Raw genomic sequence first — 18,930 nt, 5'->3', positions numbered from 1 at the left:
GACTAATGCTGCAGTCTGAACCGATTATCCTTGCTTCCAAAAGTGCCTCGCGCCGCGCGATGCTGGACGCAGTTGGCGTCGAATATGAAGCAATCCCGGCGGACATTGACGAACGCGCAGTCGAAGACAGCCTGACCGGCGCGTCGCCAGCCGAAGTGGCCGAAGCGCTTGCGGTCGCAAAAGCAGCCGCCATCGCGGCAGATCACCCTGACAGGATCGTGCTTGGCAGCGACAGCCTCGTCGTGTGCGACGGTCAACGCTTCGATAAGCCTCAATCGCGCGAAGATGCAGCGGCGCATTTGCGCTTCTTTTCAGGCAAAGTGATCGAGCTGCATTCCGGCGCGGCACTGCTGCGCGGGCAAGGGTGCGAATGGAGCGGCTCGGCATTGGCCGAGATGCATGTGCGCGAATTGAGCGAGGCCTTCATCGAGAGCTACCTTGAAAAGGAGTGGCCTGAAGTTGGCTATTGCGTCGGCGTGTTTCGCATCGAAGCTCTGGGACCCCATCTGTTCGAGCAAATCACCGGCGACCAGTTTACGGTGCTCGGCATGCCGCTTCTGATGGTGCTTGAGGGTCTGCGCGATGCAGGAGCTCTTGCTCGATGAGTTCTCATCCTTCGACAATCGCAGGACAGGCATACGCAGAGGTCATCGGCGATCCGATTGCGCAGTCGAAAAGCCCGCTGATCCATGGTTTTTGGCTGGAGAAGCTCGCGATCGAAGCCGGCTTTCGCGCTTGTCATGTGAAGCCAGAGGAATTGAACGACTACTTTGCCGAGCGCCGCGCGGACCCGAATTGGCGAGGCTGCAACATTACGATGCCGCATAAGCAATCCGCGATGGCTTATGTCGATCAGGTTGAATCCAGCACCGAGACCATCGGTGCGATCAACACTGTCTATCGCGATGGCGAGAAGCTTGTTGGAGCAAACACAGACGGCGCAGGTTTTCTCGAGCCACTCCGCGATGAGCTTGCACAGGAACACTATTTCCGCATGGCGCGCATTCTCGGTACGGGCGGGGCGGCGCGCGCGATTATTGCAGCACTAGCGGGCGAAGGCTTCACGCTGGTTGTGGCCGGGCGTGATCCGGACAAGGCGCGAGGCTTGCTCGATGAACTGGCGCCTGATGGCGAGCACCATGCAGTGCATTTGGATCATTTTGCCGAGCCGACCGACTTTGCGTTCGATGACAGGGAGGGGTGCTTGGATGTCATTATCAATGCCACCGCTTTAGGTATGAAGGGCCAGCCGCCACTGGTTTTCGATTTGAGCCACGCACCGCCGCGCAGCATTTTTTACGACATTGTCTATTCGCCGCTTGAAACTGCACTTCTGGCCGATGCTGCCATGGCAGGCTTTCGGACGCTGGACGGTCTCAACATGCTGATCGGTCAGGCAGCGATTGCGTTCCGGCATTTCTTTGGAGAGACCGCACCGCGTGACCATGATGGTGAATTGCGGGAGCTACTTTTGCGATGAACGGCATAGTCACAAAACCTCTCATCATCGGCCTTACAGGCTCCATAGGCATGGGCAAGTCAACGGTTGCGGATATGTTCGATCGGGCAGGGGTGCCAGTGTTCGATGCCGACGCTGAGGTGCGCGCGATGCAAGGCCCGGATGGCGAATTGCTGCCCGCGATTGAAGCAGCGTTTCCTGGTTCGACCGGCCCTGAAGGCGTGAACCGCGAGGCGCTCGGAGCGCAAGTCTTTGCTGACAAGGCCTTGCTCGCAAAGCTTGAAGCGATTGTGCATCCAGCGGTCGGCGCCAAACGTGCAGCCTTTCTTGAAGCCAATGAAGACGCGCCGCTAATCCTGTTTGACATCCCGCTTTTGTTTGAAGGCTCCGGCCATTCGCAGGTCGATTGCATCGTGGTCGTCTCTGCTCCGGCAGCGGTTCAGCGCGAGCGTGTTCTGGCGCGTTCCGGTATGACAGCGGAGAAGTTCGAACACATTCTCAGCCTTCAGCTGCCGGACGCTGAAAAGCGCGCGCGGGCCGATCATGTGATCGATACAGGCACAAGCCTTGAAGAGACCGAGTCGGCGGTGCAGGCACTGGTGGAAACGCTGCGCCAAGCGGCGATCAACAAAGCATAATCGGACAAGCAAACCTCTCGAATATTGTCGTTTTCAGCTGAATTGAGAGAGAATTCTCTCAGTTGGAGCAAACCCCTCTTGCACGAAGCAGCACTTGCTCCGATAGTACTCTCAATGCGCGAAATTGTGTTTGATACTGAAACCACCGGCCTCGACCCCAAGACGGGCGACCGGATGGTCGAAATCGGCTGCGTGGAGCTCTACAACCGGGTGCCGACCGGCGAGAGCTACCACGCGTATTTCAACCCCGAACGTGATATGCCGGCAGGCGCGGAAGCCGTACATGGTCTTTCCGCAAGCTTCCTGTCCGACAAACCATTGTTCAAGGAGCTCGCAAGTGAACTCATCTACTGGCTCGGCGATGCGCCGCTGGTGGCGCATAATGCCGGGTTCGATTTCGGCTTTTTGAATGCCGAGCTCACACTGATCGGGTTCGAGCCTGTGTGTATGACGCGCATGGTCGACACTGTTGCGATTGCGCGCAAGCGGCACCCGGGAGCAAAGCTCTCGCTTGATGCCTTGTGTACGCGCTATGGCGTTGATCGAAGCCACCGCGTGAAGCACGGCGCGCTGCTCGATGCCGAGCTGCTTGCACAGGTTTATGTCGAGCTCTTGGGTGGACGGCAGATCGGGCTGGAGCTTGCCGCCGATGCTGCAGCACAGGCTTCAGAGGGAGCTGGCGATCCTGTCGCACAAGTCATTGGCGGAAAGCCGACCGGACCTGTCCGGCCCCCGCGTCCGCATGTTGCAAGCGAAGCCGAACTCATGCGCCACAAGGAGTTTATGAAGGGATTTGACCAGCCGATCTGGGCGAAGTGACCGCGCTCGCTCGCGCCGAAAAATCACTAATCGTCGCACTGAACTAGAACACAAAATAACCGCATCAATCGTAAGGAGACTGCTATGGATATCCGCGTTTCGGGCCATCAAATGGAAACCGGTTCAGCGCTTCAGGAGCATGTCACCGACCGATTAGGCGGGATTGTCGACAAGTACTTTGATCAGGCGATTTCCTCGCACGTTACCTTCGGCAAAGCGCCCGCCGGTGCATTTCATTGCGATATTGTGACCCATGTCATGCAAGGGCTGGTCCTGCGCAGTCAGGCAGATGCGCATGATGCGCACCAGGCGCTTGATGCGGCGGCGGAGAAAATCGATAAGCAGCTGCGCCGTTACAAGCGCCGCTTGAAAGATCGCCACGAACAGGCAGCGCACGCGCTTAAAGAGGAGGAGGCCGCCTACACCGTCGAAGAGGCAGGCTACACCATCTTTGCAGCCGACGATTCAGAAGAAGAGGTCACAGCTGACGCGCCTCCGGTGATTGCAGAGACCAGCACGGACATTCCGGAAGCCAGTGTGGCCGATGCGGTGATGATGCTCGATCTGAGACATACCAACGCATTGTTTTTCAAAAATGCTGGAACTGGGCGGCATAATATGGTTTATCGCCGCTCCGACGGCTCGATCGGTTGGGTTGAGCCGCGCTGACGGGGGGTTTTCACAGCGCAACCTCACGCGTGAACCTTCAGGGACCCCGCTCAAATCGAGAGTACGCTTCATCACAGCGATCAGCTCTCAGCTTGGTAGAGTGCAGTCAATAACCGCACCGCCAATACGGTCGAACAGAAGAGAATTGATAAGATAAACGTCTGACATGAATGTGAATTTTCAACTGCTTCCGCAGGCGGTCGCCAGCGCCAATCCGCAATCCAAGCAAGATGTGCTTGAGCGTGTCGCAGCACTCGCGGCACAAGTCTATGGCATCGACGAAGCCGCTGTGCTCGACGGGCTGGAAGAGCGTGAGAATCTGGGCAGCACAGGCTTTGGCCGCGGCGTTGCGATTCCGCACACGCGTTCGAATGCCATCAACCGCCCGATTGTTGTGCTGCTCCGGCTTGAATCGCCGGTTGAATTCGATGCTGCTGACGCCATGCCGGTCGATCTCGTGTTCGGTCTGATTTCACCAGAGAAGGCAGGCGCAACCCATCTGCATGCGCTCGCTGCGATTTCGCGGCTGGTGCGCGATGATGCGATGCACGATGCATTGAACGAGGCCTCCGACACTGAAGCGCTCTACGCTCTGCTTTCCAATCAGCTAGAGCGCGATGCCGCCTGACACGTCGCCGGCTGCGGGTGTGGGCGCTGATGATGAGAGCGCCGCGCTGCATTATCGCGCGCTTGAGCACCTTTATCACTCCGCGCCGATCAACAATTTGTTTGATTCCAAGCTGGCGATAACCGGACTGGGCCTCGCGCAGATCCGCTTCAATGTGACCGAGCAAAGCTACCATGCTGCGGGCGCCGCGCATGGCACGATCTATTTCAAGATGCTCGACGATGCGGCCTTCTATGCGGCCAACACGCTGGCGACGGATCGCTTCCTGCTGACCACCAGTTTCAATCTGCACTTCACCAAGCCCGTCCGCGCCGGCGAAGTTGTGGCTGAAGGGCGCTGGGTGAGCGGAAAACGCCGCGTATTTGTCGCTGAATCGCGGCTCGTCGATGCTGAAGGCGAGGAAATTGGCCGCGGAACCGGCACTTTCATGCGTTCACGGATCGCGCTCTCCAGCCTTGATGGCTACAAGCCCTGATAAATGAGCGCCCAAATAAATGAGTGCTGGCATGGATGAGCGTCTTCCCGCACATCTCGAAGTGGCTGCCATAATCAGGCTCGCGCAAGCACATGATGGTTTTGCAACTGTGGTTGCACGCGGTGAACGCGATGCCGGAACAATCCTGCTCTTAACCATGGATCGCGGCAATAACGTTACGCTTTTCGAGCGGATGCCGCAATTGGACGGAACCCGGCTCTTCACGCAGTCCCGCCATGAAGACCCTGAAAATAAAAAGGAATTCAGCGAATATCTCGAGCGGCGCAAGCGCCAAGATCCCGATATCTGGATCGTGGAAATAGATGTCGCTGATACGCAACACTTCATCGAATTATTGCCGCGTTAACTTGACCTTGCGCGCTTAGGCTCTATTTGGCCCGCCAGCTTCCAGGTGCGCAGGCGGCTTGGTTGGCAATACGGCCAGCAAGTTAGCACGCAGACGGGGGACGGCCGGCAGGCCTAAGGACCGACCTCTCTTGCGAGTGCGAAAACGCACCGCGGTCCAGACCTGTTAGAGTGTTTTGGGCACTCGTGGTGCGTTCACCGCACAAGTTAGAAACATTCATGAGTCGCAAGGCCTACGGGCTGAGTGCGCTTGCGCTTGTCGCAGGCGTCAGCCTTACCATCGCGAGCGAGGAATCCTCCTCAGCATTCGCACAAGAACTGAACGCTGAAACTGCGGCGCAAATGCCGGCAGAGACAGCAGAACCGATTTTCATTTCGCAAGAAGTGGTTCAGCCGATTGTTGAGCCTGCTGCGGAAACTGCTGAGACCATTGACGCGCCACAGGCGAGCTCGCTGCGCGAACTGGTCAGCACAATTGAAACCAAAGAGACGCTGTCAGAGCAGATGCAATGTCTGGCTGGCACGGTCTATTTCGAATCGCGCGGCGAACCACTTGCAGGCCAGCTGGCTGTTGCACAGGTCGTCATCAACCGCGCGGAATCGCCGCGTTTCCCGGCGAGCTATTGCGACGTTGTCTATCAGCGCGCGCAATTCTCGTTTGTAAAGAATGGCCAGATGCCGAAAATCCGCAAGGGCTCGAAAGCGTGGGAACGCGCCAAGGCGATTGCGCGGATTGCGCATGAAGGCCTGTGGGATAGCGCAGCGGATGACGCGCTCTATTTCCATGCGAAATATGTGAGCCCATCATGGAGCCGCAAGAAGGCGCACCTCGCGACGATCAAGACGCATCTGTTTTACAGGTGATCTGACCACTTTCGGGTGGCTCCCCCGCTTGTAGTGCGTGCGCGACGGCCTGCGCCTGTTTGGGGGGGGGGGGGGAGGTTTTGCCGGGCATTCAAGCCAAGATCTTGAACGTGTGCATGCGACCGAATTGCGGACATTGCGAAAATTGAGGGGCTCGCAAGCGATTAGTGTCCCTTTATCGAAGGTATATTGGCGGCCTGATCAAAAATTGTCATGCTCCGCTGAATGCGTGCTTGGGCTAATGCGTCGCCAAGGTTGGTATATCGGTTGGTCCCGACTTTATAGCTCGCCACCAGTGTCAGAATAACGCCCATCTCCCGCAGTTCTGCCATATCTGCGGACAATGCTTCGCACTTTTCCAAGTCTACTTTTCCTTCCTCGCCAAGCATGTGCGGATGGCAGCGGGGAAGAAAGTTATCTTGTGACATAGCCTGACCTCGTCTCGTAAGCGGGAGCGCTAGGTCTCTCAGTCGCGTGAGCTTACATGCACATTCAGGCGATGATTGTCATATGGGGATGCGGGCTTGAATTGCTAGAACGCGGTCAACAGACCAGCTTGCATGTCATTTGCTCTTCGGCTTCTAGCTGAAAATGGCAATAGACTTCGTTTCAAAAGCGACTTGAAATCCAGGTCGGTCATAACCATGTCGAAAGCCGCTACCAGTCGCAATCGACGGTTCGACACGCTGCGCAAAGCGCGTCAGCCCCTCTTTTTCGTCTCTTAGGCCTCAGGCGCCTCCATATTGGAGCGCGGGCGAAGAAGAAGGCACATTTTATGGTCAACTACTGCAAGGTCAGGACATTTGACCGGATGACGGGAACGGGCTTCATCAGCCCGGAATCCGGAGGCGAATTATTGCCATTCCAGCAGATCGATGTGCAGCGCAGGCCAAGCGAGAGAGTTTGTGAAGGTCAACGTCTCATCTTTGAAATCGAACTAGGAGTTGATGGTGAGAAGAACGCGATCAACCTTCGCTTGGTTCAAAGCTAGGGTGGGGTTGTACGACCAGCGCGCGCTTCCGATCAATTACGCGGAGAGCTACCATGGACTTCAATCAACTTCTTTACCATCACCAACTGGCCGTTATGAACCGGCAAAGCTCACGGTCTGACAATGATCGTGAAACCTATTTCGATCTGGTTGAATACTATGAGAAGAGGATCCGCCAGTTTCGTGAGAAAGCAGGTTTACCGCAATACTTGTGAGCCGAGACTTCCTCGTCCTGAAAAAACTTCACGTGGGCAAACATATTAGCGAATTGTGTCGCCGCTTTGAAAATTGTGTGCTAATAAGAGGATGCTGACGTCGAAATTTGCGACGGACTTCGGATTTTGACGACCGCCGCTTGCCTTTGATGGCCCCGGCGAAAACCAGACGACGACTTCCTTTCATCTAACGATTTTATGCACGACCGCTCCGCATGTCGCGGCGCGGCAACCCTATGCGTTCTTGAAAGGAACCATCATGAGTAAGACCGGAACCGTAAAATTCTTCAACACTGACAAGGGCTATGGCTTCATTCAGCCTGACGACGGCTCAAGTGACAGCTTTGTCCACATCAGTGCCGTTCAGGCCGCAGGCATGCAGTCGCTCGATAAGGACCAGCGCCTGAACTTCGAGGTAGAGACTGGCCGTAATGGCAAGGCGAGCGCAGTCAATCTGTCCGCTGCGACCTAATCGGCCTACCGGAGTTCCTCCCGCGCACCTCTGCTAACCGGGCGTGGGAGGAATACCTTTGAGTGGAACCAGCCTCGAAAGATACGCGATGAAGCAAACATTTGAATTTTACGACGCGCGAGCGCGCGAAGCTGCACTCGAAGCGAAAGAGGCAACGCTCGAAAATGTTAGGGAGCGTAACCTCCGCGCAGAAAAGACTTGGCGAGGGCTGGCAAAACAAGCTCACAAGGTAGCACTCGACCGAGCAAAGTCAGAGCGCGAACAAAAAGAGCGCCGCAATGCAGAGACGAATCTGATTTAAGCCAAAAAAGGCGAAAGTCCACTCCCACTCCATTTTCCGACATGTCGTCTCAGAGTGTGAGCACCCGGCCCCCCTTCTAATCCCTCAGCACCGCCCAGACGGGTGCGTGGTCGCTCGCTTTTTCGCGTCCGCGATGTTCCTTGTCGACACCAACCGCTTCAAGCTTGTCCGCAAGCTCTGGTGACAACAGGATGTGGTCGATGCGGAAGCCATGGTCGCGCTGCCATGCGCCAGCCTGATAGTCCCAATAGGTCCACACGCCTCCGCGTGGATTGAGCGTGCGCACAGCATCTGTCCAGCCATCGCCTAGCAGGCGGGCATAGGCAGCACGCGACTCAGGCTGCATCAGCGCGTCTGATGCCATGCCTTTCACAGCCCAGACGTCATTGTCCTCAGGGATCACATTATAGTCGCCGAGCACAGCGGCGGGAACTTCTTCAGCCCAGATCTCCGCCATACGCGCGCGCAGCTTCTCCATCCAGGCGAGCTTGTAATCAAATTTGGGGCCGGGATGCGGATTGCCGTTTGGCAAGTAAATGCACACGATCCGTTTGCCAGCGACATCGACTTCGAGATAGCGAGCTTGCTCGCCTTCACCTTCTTTCGGGCCGTCAATCCCGAGCCCGCGTTGGACTTCGCTCGCGCCCTCGGGGATCGCTTTGGTATCGGTCAGGATCGCAACACCGTTGAAGCTCTTCTGGCCGTGCCAGATTGCTTGATAGCCAAGCTCTTCAAATTCGCTTGCGGGAAAGTTCTCGTCCTGGCTCTTGATCTCTTGCAGGCACGCGACGGTGGGCCGGGTTTCCTCCAGCCATTCCTTCAGGCGCGGCAGGCGAGCCTTGATCCCGTTGATATTGAATGTGGCGATTTTCATCCGCCCTTAATGGCGGATGATTCCCATGGCGTCTATGTGAATGGCTGTCCTCAAGCAGCGAAGCGGCAAGACACAAAAACACGGAAGGGTGGAGGGTGCGGGTGGTCGGGTCAAGCTCAGGATGGACGTCCTGAGCGCACTCAACAATAGGCGGGGTGCTTTAAATCCCGAAGCTGGACCCGCAGCCGCAACCGGCGGCTGCTTGCGGGTTTTCAACGCGGAACGCAGCGCCGCCCAGCGACTCGACGAAATCAACCACGCTGCCGCTGACAAGATCCAGACTGATCGGATCAACCACGAGCTGGACTGTATCGGTTTCGCTCACAGAATCATCGCTGTCCGGCCCATCGGCCAAATCGAACTTGTATTGAAAGCCCGAGCAGCCGCCGCCTTCAACCGACAAACGCAGGATCGCAGGCTTGCCCTGTTTCTCGGCAATCCAGGCAACGCGCTTTGCAGCGGCGGGGGTCAGTGTGAGCATCTCAGCCATACTTCATATATTTAGGGATGATCTCGCGCAGTCTCAAGCCATCTCGGGATTATCTTAGGGTCATCTCGCGTTATCTCTGAGCGCCCGTACCTGTCGGGAAACGCGTAAAACCGTAGTGTTTTCAAGCGGTTTGGATGTAGCTTCGCATCGCTTCAGCTTCATGCTCGACTTCATCCATCTTGGTCTTCACCAGGTCGCCAATCGAGATAAATGCCTTCAGCGCGCCATTGTCGAGCACGGGTAAATGGCGGATACGGCGCTTCGTCATCAGCGAAAGTGCATCGTCGATTGTCGTTGTTTCTTCGACACTTATGGCAGGCGCTGTCATGACCTGGCTGACAGGCCTGGTCATGCAGACCTCGCCTTCATCAGCGAGCCGATAGATCACATCGCGCTCGGAAAAAATGCCGACAACCTGGCCGTTTTCAAGGATCGGGACCGCGCCAATCCGCTTTGTCGCCAATAACTTAACCACATCGCGGACCTGTGTGTTCGCTTCGCATGCGATGATGTCCGCTGGGCTGCGATTGGCAGTGATCCGGGCGATAGTCATAGGGCGCTCCTCTCTCTCGACATGCATAGAGTGCCACCATTGCTGCAAAAATGCGAATCCTGTCTGTCTCAGATCGGTTGCAATGCTTCCACGCTAAGGCCATGAGCGCAGGATCATGCCCGGCAATTCCCCCTTGGACGATCCTGAAAAGGCAGCCTATGCGTGGGCGCGCTATCGCCGGATCATGCGGCTGATGTTTGGCGCGACAGTCGCGGTTGTGATCATCGCGATCGCCCTGCTTTACGACAGCGATGGGGAGCAATCGATCCACTTCTTCATCGCGGTGGCGCTAGGGATTGGTTTCACCATGCTGCTCACTAGCGCGTTGATGGGATTGATGTTTTTGTCGAATGGAACGGGGCATGACGAAGCAGTCGACAACAATCTGCCTGATCACGACAAGGATTGAGGCAGGGGAATAGCGGCGTTTAGCGCGGCTGCTTCAAGCGGTAGTCCTCAACCACTTCACCGCCAATCAGATGACGCTGGATAATCTCTTCGAGCACATCCTCACGACATGAGTGGTACCAGACACGCTCTGGCCAGACGACAGCGATGGGACCATTGGCGCAGACTTGCAGGCAGTCCGCCTTGGTGCGTTGGACACCTCCGCAGGGCTTGCCTTCGGGATTGATGCGCTTGGGACCTGCGAGCTTTAGCTGGTTCAGACGCCGTTTGAGATACTTCCAGGCCGCTTCGCCTTCCTCGCGCGCGCAGCACTTACCTTTCTCGCTCATGGCGCAAAGGAAGATGTGCCGCTCAATCGTTTCGCCACCGAGCTTCGCAAGCGCGAGCTCTGCATCCTGCAACGGGCTGCGCAGCGAGGAGCCAGACGTGTTTGAGCTGTCCGTAGTCATACAGCGCAACATAAGCGCTCAAGACAGAGCGACAACGCGTTATTTGCGCTTGCCGGCGATCCTGGCAATCTCGGCCTGAACCATCTGCTCGACCATGCCAGGCAGGTTTTTGTCCAACCATTCAGCGAGCATCGGGCGCAGCATCTCTCGCGCGAGGCCTTCAAGCGACGTCTCGCCGGAGCGAACGATTTGCGGGCGGGCAGGGGGTTCTGAAAGCATCGCCAGCGCAGCGAGATTGTCGCGCATCGCGCCTGCGGCTGCCTCGGTGGTCAGCGCAGGCTCTTCTTCAGCAAGTGCCTCTTCAAACACTTCTGGGTCCAGCTCATCCTCAGGCTCTACCAGGCCTTCATCGCCGAGATATTCCATGTCAGACAGGTCGAGCACTTCTTCTGCTTCGTCGTCAGCAGCGGGCTCAACCAGCGCCTCTTCCTGCGGTTCCGACTTCGTGCGCATCAAGAACTCTCCACCGCCGGAATCGCGCGCGATCACTTTCTTGATCGACTCAAGGATTTCCTCGACGGATGCTTCGTTTTGCTGCGTCATTGATAGTGCCCCTAAATGCATTTCAAGCCGATCAACCAGCTGAGATCATTCGGCTTCGAGCGACTCAGGGTTAACAGGCGATTCACTGGTCACAATTGAAGCGTCAGGGGCAGGGATGTCAACGGTGCTAACCGTAGTTGCAGCAGGTTCCGGATCGCGCTGCCAGTCAAACATCTTGCCGCGCACGCGGTCGTAATTGACTTGCGGATCGTAGAGCACACCGCCTGTGTCGAGGTTCAAGTCGCGCGCTTCAGCCCGGCCCATATTTGCAAGCAGGGCAAAGCCGGACACATAGGCATTGCGCTGAGAGGTAATCAACTGAGCGCGTGCAGACAGCAATTCCTGCTCGGCATTGAGCACATCGAGAATGGAGCGATTCCCGATCGAATTCTCTGCACGCACGCCCTCCAGGCTTAGCTCAGCCGCAGCAACCGCTGCTTCGGAACTGGCGATGACTGCAGTTGAAGCCTGCCACGCGGCATAGGCGGAACGGGTGTTGTCGATAACCAAACGCTGCGTCGCGACCACGTTTTCCAGTGCAGCACTTTCACGCGCAAAGGCCTGGCGTTGACGAGCGGCTGGCTGCCCGCCTTGAAAAATGGGAATGGTGATCTGCACGCCGACATTGGCTGTGCGCTCTGTCTGCGAAAAGTTCGATGCGATCGGACCGCCTAGTGTCCCGAAATAGTCGGTGTAATCGTAATTCCCGAATGCACCGACGGTGGGCAAGCGTCCGGCACCCGCCACTTCGCTGTCATAGCCCGCGGCTTCAGCGCGTTCTTTGGCGGCGATCAGATCAGGATTGTTTTCCAACGCGATGACGACGGACTCGCCAACGGTTTCAGGCAGGCCCGGCAGGGGAGGGGGCGCTTCAAGATTGGAAGGCGCATTGCCGACGAGGCGCAAATAGTCTTCGCGCGCGCCGATCAGATTGGCCCGCGCATTCTGGAGATCGCTCTGTGCGAGTGCCAAGCGAGATTCCGATTGCGCAATATCCGTTCGGGTTAGCTCGCCAATCTCGAAGCGGTCGCGCGTTGCTTCGAGATTGACCGAAAGGACCTCCACCTGGTTTTTCGACAAGGCAACCAGGGCTTCAGTGCGCAGCACATCCATGTAGGCAGCCACGACTTGCGAGAAAATATTGCTTTCCGTGCCGCGTAGACCAGCTTGCCCTGCCGATACCCGCTCCTTTGCAGCCTTGATCGCGTTGCGGGTTGCACCGCCCGAATAAAGCGGAACGCTCAGATCGGGACCTATCTGCAAACGACGTTTCGGTGCGTTGAAGCTGTTGGGTGAGAGCTTCAGGAATTCGATGTGATTTCCAGTGACACCGACATTGGGCAAGCCGTTGGCGCGCTGGATCGGAACTTCCTCATCGGTTGCGCGCTGTTCTGCACGGCTCGCTTGAAGTGACGGGTTCGACAGATAGGCCTTGGCCAGAGCTTCACGCAGCGTCTCTGCCTGGGCTGGCGTACCCGCCAATGCACTGAGTGCTGCAAGCGCTATGGCGAAATGACTGGCGCGCACGCTCAGAAGCTCCAGTTCTTGGCTTGTTCAAAAGCCTTCAACACGGGAATGCCCACGTCAGCGACCGGTTGAAGCGTCACAGAACCAGCGGTCTTCCGGCCGACTGCCAAACGCGTCACGCCCCGCTCGACAACGCCGGTTACGATCCTGCCACCTTCTTCAAGCCGCTTGCTAAGTCCGCTGTTCATAGCTTCCATCGCGCCGTCGACAAGGACGAGCGAGAACGCTTTGCGCGCTGATTTCGATGCAGCGATCTCCTCGGCCGAACGCGTTTCAAGGCTTGCGACTAGCGGGCGCACAAGCTCGGCAAGATAACTCGTGCCGCTCTCTACAATCAGAACTGTATCATCGCGCCTCGGCGCTGCCTCGGTGAGCATCATGCCATGCACCAGGGGCGAAGCGAGAAAGGTGCCATCACCCAAAGGCACTGCGCGATCCATATAGGCAATGTCGCGCTGCGCTTCTGGCACGAACTTCTCGCGCGGGACTGCAGCCATGCGAGCAAGCACCCAGGGATCGTTGATCCCGCTAGTGCGTAGCTGGCTATCGATCATCGCTTTACGGGCTACGGACATATCGCTCTGTGTCATCAGTTTTCCGACCAAGTAAGACTATCAAGCTGTGTTATTAAGATAACACGGCAAATATCGCATAGGTGCTTTAGGCGCAACAGGCGTTGTGGCCAAGCGCTTTGACCAATCGACCAATTGCAGCCAAGGGGGTGTGACTGGTTTGCATGAATGGAAGGCCCATCGGACAATGGCTGACATGGTGACGATTACAGAAGACGATCTGATCGAGACGATCACCGACGCGCTGCAGTATATCTCATACTATCATCCAATGGATTACATCCAGGCACTGGGTGAAGCGTATGAGGCTGAGCAGGGGCCAGCTGCCAAGGACGCGATTGCGCAAATCCTGACCAACAGCCGCATGTGCGCTGAAGGGCATCGCCCGATTTGTCAGGATACCGGGATCGTCAATGTGTTCGTCAAATGGGGCCAGAATTGCAGGCTTGATTCCAATAAATCGCTGCAAGACGTGGTCGATGAAGGTGTTCGCCGCGCTTACAATCATCCGGAAAACAAGCTGCGCGCTTCGATCCTTGCGGACCCTGCATTCACGCGCCGCAACACGCGCGACAACACCCCTTGCGTGCTATCGGTTGAAATGGTGCCAGGCGACACTGTAAGCATCGATGTTGCAGCCAAAGGCGGAGGCAGCGAAAACAAGTCCAAGTTCAAGATGATGAACCCCAGCGACAATATCGTCGATTGGGTGGTCGAACAGATTCCTTCGATGGGAGCCGGCTGGTGCCCACCCGGTATGCTGGGCATCGGCATTGGCGGCACAGCAGAGCATTGCGTGATGCTCGCGAAAAAATCGCTGATGGATCCGATCGATATGGGGCAACTGAAAGCGCGCGGCGCTCAGAATGATATTGAGAAGCTCCGGATCGATATCTTCGATGCCGTCAACGCGATGGGTGTCGGTGCGCAAGGGCTAGGCGGGCTTTCGACTGTGCTCGATGTGAAAATTCTCGACTGGCCCTGTCACGCGGCTGGCAAGCCTGTTGCCATGATCCCCAATTGCGCAGCCACGCGCCACGCGCATGTGACCATGGATGGCTCAGGTCCGGCCTATTTGCCCAAGCCCGATCTTGATGCCTGGCCCAAGGTCGAGTGGAAGCCCGATGCGGCAGCAAAGCGCGTCGACCTCGACAATTTGACGCCGGAAGAAGTTGCGAGCTGGAAAGCGGGTGACCGTTTGCTGCTGAACGGCGCGATGCTGACCGGGCGCGATGCAGCGCACAAACGTATTCAGGATATGCTGGCGAAAGGCGAGGAGCTGCCCGTCGATTTCAGAGGCCGCGCCATTTATTATGTCGGCCCGGTCGATCCTGTGATGGGCGAAGTTGTCGGTCCAGCTGGACCCACCACGGCAACGCGCATGGACAAGTTCACTGAGACCATGCTCGATCTTGGCTTACTCGCCATGATTGGGAAAGCCGAGCGCGGGCATGACGCAGTCGAAGTCATAAGCCGCTTCAAGGTGTCGTATCTGATGGCTGTGGGCGGCGCCGCTTATCTGGTCAGCCGCGCGATCAAGGAAGCCAAGGTCGTCGGCTTTGAAGACCTCGGCATGGAAGCAATCTACGAGTTCACCGTGAAAGACATGCCGGTGACGGTCGCAGTCGATAGCGAAGGAACCAATGTCCACACGCTCGCTCCTGCACAGTGGAAAGAGCGGATCGCGAAGGAAGGCCTGCTCGAAAAAGCGTGATTGGGCACTGATTTTTGCGCTTTGCTCAATTCGACGAACCGCAGCCTCAGCCCGACGACGGATTCGCATGTTTGTGGACCAATAGCTAAATCAGCAGGGTTATGATGGCTGTCAGCGATCACAAAGTGCCTAGCGTGCCGTTTCGCTCAGTGCTGTTTTCAGCCATTGCGCTGTGGGCAGCCTATTTTGTCATCATCACAGTCAGGGCGGCTTTAGGCGAGTTCGAGTTCCAGCAGGAGATGCTGGTGATGCGGGCGCTGGTGACACTGGTTGGTGTCATCATGACGCTGGTGCTCTGGTCGCTTCTGCGTCTGTTCGACAACAGACCTCTTTGGGTTCGCGTAGCGGCGGCCCTTATTATCGCCATCCCGGCTGCAGGCGCCATTGCTCAGGTCAATCAATGGGCGTTCAAAGACCTTCAAGCCAAGGCCGAGGAGGCTTACGGGCGCGACCAGGGTATAAATCTGCGCCGCGATGAAGCGGGCAATTTGCTCGTCGACGTTCCAGTTGAAGCCAAGAAAGACTGGAAAGAAGGCATTGACGATGAGGCTGCGTACACGCCGCGGTCTGAAAGCATCATCATTGCCAATGCGCCGACCGGGCTCGATATGTGGCGCCAGCTCATTGATATTGCGCTTGGGCGCTATTTCTTGCTGCTGGCTTGGGCCTCGCTCTATTTCGCATTGCTAGCCGGCGAAAAGGCGCGGCTGGCTGAGCGGCGCGAACAGGAATTTCGCAGTGCCGCCAAGGCAGCGGAAATCAGATCCCTGCGCTATCAGGTCAATCCGCATTTCCTGTTCAACACGCTCAACTCGCTGTCGGCCTTGGTCATGACTGGGCAGCAAGCCCGCGCTGAACAGATGATCCAGACGATCTCCAGCTTCTATCGGCACAGTCTTGCAGCCGAACCCACGGCTGATGTGCCGCTTGATCAGGAGTTTGATCTGCAACGCCATTATCTCACAATTGAAGGTGTGCGCTTTCCCGATCGGCTGAAGACGAAATTTGACTTGCCGCGCGAGCTCGAAGATGCCCGCGTACCTGGGATGATCCTGCAGCCATTGATCGAAAACTCCGTCAAATACGCTGTGTCTGCGGTCAATCGCCCGATCACGATCACTGTGAGCGCGCGCGAGGAATTCGACAGGCTCGTGCTCACAGTCAGCGATGATGGACCCGGAACGCCTGACGGCTCTGATCATGGTTTTGGCATTGGTCTAGCCAATGTGCGTGACCGGCTTGAGGCGCGCTTCGGGAATGACATCGCGATGACTTGCGGACCTGTTCCGGGCGGGTATCGCAGCGAGATAAGAGTGCCTCTAACCCGCTCCGGGTAAGCGAGGGTTCAGCTGGGCGGCGCAAACACCGCTCGCAACAGACAAGATCAGGGACGGATCAGGACGGACATGGCAGACAGCGAGAGTACCCCCGCGCCGCTGCGCACTTTGATTGTTGATGACGAACCACTTGCCGTTGAGCGCATTCAGGTCATCTGTGCTGACATCAATACGATCAGTGTTGTGGGTACCGCTAGCGACGGCGCTGCGGCTCTACGATTGATCGAAGCCCTCACACCGGATTTGGTGCTCCTTGATATGACCATGCCTGAACTCGACGGGCTTGGAGTAGCGCGCGCGCTAGGCAAGGTTCATAATCCGCCAGCGGTGATCTTTGTGACCGCGCATGACGATTTCGCAGTCGAAGCTTTCGACTTGGAAGCTATCGATTACGTATTGAAGCCAGTGGCGAGCGATCGGTTGGCGAGAGCCATCGAACGGGCGGTGGCGCGCCGCGGGGAGATGCGCGAGAAGTCCAGCGAATGGCTCGAAGAGCTCTGGGTGCCGCATCGTTCTGAATTGCTGCGAATTGCAGTAAGCGAAGTCAGCCGGATTGATGCCGAGCGTGACTATGTGCGCTTGCATGTGGGGACTAGCGAAGCACCACGATCCTATCTGCTTTTGCAGACTATCGCTGGCCTTGAGAAGCGCTTGAACCCAGCTGAATTCATCCGCATTCACCGCTCTACAATCTTGCGCAAAAAGGGTATTCGCGGGCTGCGTCATGATGGACTGGGTGTGTGGTCTGTCGAGCTTGATGACGGCGATGCTCTTCGCATCGGGCGGACTTATCTTCCAAAAGTCAAAGCGATGGCGGGGCGCTAGTCTCTCCGCTCAATCTGTCTGTAGCAAGTGAAAAGCGACCCGGGCCAAAGGGACTGGACGGCCCGGGTCGCACCTATGCACTTTTGTGCATTAGGGGGTCAGATCATCAGCCGCCGCGCCATTGCTTGGCGATGATGGTTGCCATGCTTTTCGTCGCGCTGTTGACGGCCTTGTCGTAGCAGCGCTGAGCATCATCTGAGCGAATTCGTGTGCCGGTCTGAATTTCATTCATCCCGCAGACTTTGCGTGCAGCCTTGTCGATGCGGGTGTTCAATCGTGCCTGGCCTTGCGGGCTCGACAGATCGAGGTCGCCATATTCGACTGACATCTTCTGCGTGTCTGCGTTGCCAGCAAGTGCGGGGTTCGCGATCAGAGCGAGACTGCATGCTGCAGCCGCTGCGAATGTCTTCGTCATAATACTCTCCTTCAGCAAAGCCCTTTTGGGGGAAGGGGGACTGGAGTGGGCTCTGCTAAGGATTGTTCTATGCTGGTTTGAGCGATACTGCAGCTTGAGCTCGACAATTGCGCTAAACCGGACGATTGAGGAAGCCCTTGACCGATCGAATGCGCGAAACGTCCGACGAACGACTATTTCACTCCTACGAACGAACACGCAATAATATTACAATGCCGATAGCGCTAATCTTCTTTCTCGGAATCGCAAACTTTGCGATGCACAAAGCTGTGATCGAAAGCGGCCACCCGATGCTCGATCAAGCGCGCTGGCTCGCGACCAGGCGCGGCAAGCAAGCCGCCTTGGCTTTGGAATTCGGTGTGCTGCTAGCAGCCATGCTTCTTGCTGGACATGGCTGGCCGGGCCTTGCGATCGGTTACGCGATCTACACCGGCCTCAATGGAATGACGGCCTGGATGATCCTTAAGGGACGGGTCTAGCGCCAGATGGCAACGCGCCTCTTCCATATCAGTGATGTACATTTCGGTGTTGAGAACCGTGCTGCACTGGATGCGGTTGCCCGGGCGATCCATGATGAACGGCCCGACGCGCTGGTTTGTACTGGTGACCTGACTCAGCGGGCAACACACAAGCAATATGCGGCTGCCGCTGTTTGGTTTGAGCAGTTCGACATGCCTGTGTGGCTCGATGTCGGCAATCACGACATGCCATACTATAATCTTTGGGAGCGTTTCAGCGATCCATTCCGCCGCTTTCGAAAGCTTCATACCGCTGTTGCAGTACAATCATTTGAAAGCGACGATGTCGTCCTGCTGCCGCTTTTGACGACTGTTTCGGCTCAACGCCGCTGGCCATGGTCAGACGGCCTGATCAGGCCGGAGGCTCTCAACCAGGCTTTGGAGGCGCTGCGACCATACCGAGATGATCCGCGCACCATTATCGTTACCGCGCACCACCCCTTGCACGGTCCGCAAGTTGACGGCCCGAGCGATACGATCGGCGGTCTCGCTGCTTTTCCCTCGCTTGCGCAAAACGGTGCCAATGCGGTTCTGTCTGGCCATATCCATAGGCCCTTCGACGAAGATCGCACGATCGATGGTTCGCAATTGCAGGTTATCGGAGCGGGGACATTATCCACCCGGCTGCGGCATCATGCGCCGCCTTCCTACAATGTCCTCACCTGCAAAAGAGGTGAGCGCATCAAAGTCGAAACGCGAATACTCGACCGACAGAAGTGATCTGAGAGAATTGCGCGCCCGCCAAAACACAAATTCTCGGCTGCGTGCAAATAAAGTGTTAACCAAGCTGCGTCATAGCTAGCTCATC

26 protein-coding genes are annotated in these 18,930 nt (G+C 56.9%); 17 read left to right on the top strand and 9 right to left on the bottom strand.

What is annotated here, in order from left to right:
- The first annotated feature begins 5 nt into the window (after positions 1–5).
- The 9 genes from HUO12_RS10880 (at position 6) to HUO12_RS10840 (ending at position 5,918) form a co-directional block, all read left to right on the top strand.
- Complete coding sequence (locus HUO12_RS10880) at positions 6–605, top strand: Maf family protein (protein ID WP_176273624.1); 600 nt, start codon at positions 6–8, stop codon at positions 603–605.
- Positions 602–1,480 (top strand): shikimate dehydrogenase, encoded by an 879-nt coding sequence (gene aroE, locus HUO12_RS10875; RefSeq protein WP_176273623.1) that lies wholly within the window; start codon positions 602–604, stop codon positions 1,478–1,480. The genes HUO12_RS10880 and aroE overlap by 4 nt, the downstream gene beginning before the upstream one ends.
- On the top strand, positions 1,477–2,097 hold the full coding sequence (coaE, locus tag HUO12_RS10870; protein WP_176273622.1) for a dephospho-CoA kinase: 621 nt from the start codon (positions 1,477–1,479) through the stop codon (positions 2,095–2,097). The genes aroE and coaE overlap by 4 nt, the downstream gene beginning before the upstream one ends.
- Before the next feature lie 114 nt (positions 2,098–2,211).
- Positions 2,212–2,916, top strand: a complete 705-nt coding sequence (gene dnaQ / locus HUO12_RS10865; protein WP_176273621.1) for a DNA polymerase III subunit epsilon — start codon at positions 2,212–2,214, stop codon at positions 2,914–2,916.
- An 84-nt stretch (positions 2,917–3,000) separates the two neighbouring features.
- Positions 3,001–3,585 carry a ribosome hibernation-promoting factor, HPF/YfiA family gene (hpf, locus tag HUO12_RS10860; protein ID WP_176273620.1) on the top strand — a complete coding sequence of 195 codons (585 nt, stop codon included), beginning with the start codon at positions 3,001–3,003 and terminating at the stop codon, positions 3,583–3,585.
- 166 nt (positions 3,586–3,751) lie between these two features.
- Positions 3,752–4,213 carry a PTS sugar transporter subunit IIA gene (locus HUO12_RS10855; protein WP_176273619.1) on the top strand — a complete coding sequence of 154 codons (462 nt, stop codon included), beginning with the start codon at positions 3,752–3,754 and terminating at the stop codon, positions 4,211–4,213.
- On the top strand, positions 4,203–4,688 hold the full coding sequence (locus HUO12_RS10850) for a PaaI family thioesterase (RefSeq protein WP_176273618.1): 486 nt from the start codon (positions 4,203–4,205) through the stop codon (positions 4,686–4,688). Before HUO12_RS10855 ends, HUO12_RS10850 begins: the two co-directional genes overlap by 11 nt.
- A gap of 19 nt (positions 4,689–4,707) precedes the next feature.
- Positions 4,708–5,055, top strand: a complete 348-nt coding sequence (locus HUO12_RS10845) for a DUF1491 family protein (RefSeq protein WP_332310403.1) — start codon at positions 4,708–4,710, stop codon at positions 5,053–5,055.
- A 218-nt stretch (positions 5,056–5,273) separates the two neighbouring features.
- Positions 5,274–5,918: a cell wall hydrolase gene (locus tag HUO12_RS10840; RefSeq protein WP_176273617.1), complete on the top strand. Its 645-nt coding sequence runs from the start codon at positions 5,274–5,276 to the stop codon at positions 5,916–5,918.
- A gap of 164 nt (positions 5,919–6,082) precedes the next feature.
- On the opposite strand, the gene HUO12_RS10835 is transcribed toward HUO12_RS10840, so the two are convergent.
- Positions 6,083–6,346 carry a hypothetical protein gene (locus HUO12_RS10835; RefSeq protein WP_176273616.1) on the bottom strand — a complete coding sequence of 88 codons (264 nt, stop codon included), beginning with the start codon at positions 6,344–6,346 and terminating at the stop codon, positions 6,083–6,085.
- Between the two features lie 347 nt (positions 6,347–6,693).
- On the opposite strand from HUO12_RS10835, the gene HUO12_RS10830 reads away from it, so the two are divergent.
- Positions 6,694–6,909 carry a cold-shock protein gene (locus tag HUO12_RS10830; protein ID WP_176273615.1) on the top strand — a complete coding sequence of 72 codons (216 nt, stop codon included), beginning with the start codon at positions 6,694–6,696 and terminating at the stop codon, positions 6,907–6,909.
- Between the two features lie 474 nt (positions 6,910–7,383).
- Positions 7,384–7,596 (top strand): cold-shock protein, encoded by a 213-nt coding sequence (locus HUO12_RS10825; protein ID WP_176273614.1) that lies wholly within the window; start codon positions 7,384–7,386, stop codon positions 7,594–7,596.
- Between the two features lie 377 nt (positions 7,597–7,973).
- On the opposite strand, the gene xth is transcribed toward HUO12_RS10825, so the two are convergent.
- The 3 genes from xth to HUO12_RS10810 form a co-directional block, all read right to left on the bottom strand.
- Entirely contained in the window at positions 7,974–8,771 is a 798-nt protein-coding gene (gene xth, locus HUO12_RS10820) for an exodeoxyribonuclease III (protein WP_176273613.1), read from the bottom strand.
- Positions 8,772–8,931: 160 nt separating this feature from the next.
- Positions 8,932–9,261 carry a HesB/IscA family protein gene (locus tag HUO12_RS10815; RefSeq protein ID WP_176273612.1) on the bottom strand — a complete coding sequence of 110 codons (330 nt, stop codon included), beginning with the start codon at positions 9,259–9,261 and terminating at the stop codon, positions 8,932–8,934.
- A 121-nt stretch (positions 9,262–9,382) separates the two neighbouring features.
- Positions 9,383–9,814, bottom strand: a complete 432-nt coding sequence (locus HUO12_RS10810; RefSeq protein ID WP_176273611.1) for a CBS domain-containing protein — start codon at positions 9,812–9,814, stop codon at positions 9,383–9,385.
- A 115-nt stretch (positions 9,815–9,929) separates the two neighbouring features.
- Here HUO12_RS10810 and HUO12_RS10805 point away from each other — a divergent pair, with 115 nt between their 5' ends.
- Entirely contained in the window at positions 9,930–10,223 is a 294-nt protein-coding gene (locus HUO12_RS10805; protein WP_176273610.1) for a hypothetical protein, read from the top strand.
- Between the two features lie 19 nt (positions 10,224–10,242).
- On the opposite strand, the gene HUO12_RS10800 is transcribed toward HUO12_RS10805, so the two are convergent.
- From HUO12_RS10800 to HUO12_RS10785, 4 genes are read right to left on the bottom strand one after another with little or no spacing between them, the layout of a single operon-like run.
- Positions 10,243–10,671 carry a (2Fe-2S) ferredoxin domain-containing protein gene (locus HUO12_RS10800; protein WP_176273609.1) on the bottom strand — a complete coding sequence of 143 codons (429 nt, stop codon included), beginning with the start codon at positions 10,669–10,671 and terminating at the stop codon, positions 10,243–10,245.
- Between the two features lie 39 nt (positions 10,672–10,710).
- Positions 10,711–11,214, bottom strand: a complete 504-nt coding sequence (locus tag HUO12_RS10795; protein ID WP_176273608.1) for a DUF2497 domain-containing protein — start codon at positions 11,212–11,214, stop codon at positions 10,711–10,713.
- 45 nt (positions 11,215–11,259) lie between these two features.
- On the bottom strand, positions 11,260–12,741 hold the full coding sequence (locus HUO12_RS10790) for a TolC family outer membrane protein (protein WP_332310402.1): 1,482 nt from the start codon (positions 12,739–12,741) through the stop codon (positions 11,260–11,262).
- Between the two features lie 2 nt (positions 12,742–12,743).
- On the bottom strand, positions 12,744–13,331 hold the full coding sequence (locus HUO12_RS10785) for a protein-L-isoaspartate O-methyltransferase family protein (protein WP_232367376.1): 588 nt from the start codon (positions 13,329–13,331) through the stop codon (positions 12,744–12,746).
- A gap of 178 nt (positions 13,332–13,509) precedes the next feature.
- On the opposite strand from HUO12_RS10785, the gene HUO12_RS10780 reads away from it, so the two are divergent.
- The 3 genes from HUO12_RS10780 (at position 13,510) to HUO12_RS10770 (ending at position 17,189) form a co-directional block, all read left to right on the top strand.
- Positions 13,510–15,027 carry a fumarate hydratase gene (locus tag HUO12_RS10780; protein WP_176274419.1) on the top strand — a complete coding sequence of 506 codons (1,518 nt, stop codon included), beginning with the start codon at positions 13,510–13,512 and terminating at the stop codon, positions 15,025–15,027.
- 101 nt (positions 15,028–15,128) lie between these two features.
- On the top strand, positions 15,129–16,364 hold the full coding sequence (locus HUO12_RS10775) for a sensor histidine kinase (RefSeq protein ID WP_176273607.1): 1,236 nt from the start codon (positions 15,129–15,131) through the stop codon (positions 16,362–16,364).
- A gap of 69 nt (positions 16,365–16,433) precedes the next feature.
- Positions 16,434–17,189, top strand: coding sequence for a LytR/AlgR family response regulator transcription factor (locus HUO12_RS10770; protein WP_176273606.1), 756 nt, complete (start codon positions 16,434–16,436; stop codon positions 17,187–17,189).
- 106 nt (positions 17,190–17,295) lie between these two features.
- On the opposite strand, the gene HUO12_RS10765 is transcribed toward HUO12_RS10770, so the two are convergent.
- Positions 17,296–17,604: a UrcA family protein gene (locus HUO12_RS10765; protein ID WP_176273605.1), complete on the bottom strand. Its 309-nt coding sequence runs from the start codon at positions 17,602–17,604 to the stop codon at positions 17,296–17,298.
- Between the two features lie 212 nt (positions 17,605–17,816).
- Between HUO12_RS10765 and HUO12_RS10760 the strand changes: the two genes are divergently transcribed.
- Positions 17,817–18,083 (top strand): hypothetical protein, encoded by a 267-nt coding sequence (locus tag HUO12_RS10760; RefSeq protein WP_176273604.1) that lies wholly within the window; start codon positions 17,817–17,819, stop codon positions 18,081–18,083.
- A gap of 6 nt (positions 18,084–18,089) precedes the next feature.
- Entirely contained in the window at positions 18,090–18,842 is a 753-nt protein-coding gene (locus HUO12_RS10755) for a metallophosphoesterase family protein (RefSeq protein ID WP_176273603.1), read from the top strand.
- Positions 18,843–18,930: the final 88 nt, after the last annotated feature.

Source organism: Altererythrobacter lutimaris (genome assembly GCF_013371495.1).
Taxonomy (GTDB): Bacteria; Pseudomonadota; Alphaproteobacteria; order Sphingomonadales; family Sphingomonadaceae; genus Erythrobacter; species Erythrobacter lutimaris_A.
This window is presented reverse-complemented; position numbering and strand designations above follow the sequence as displayed.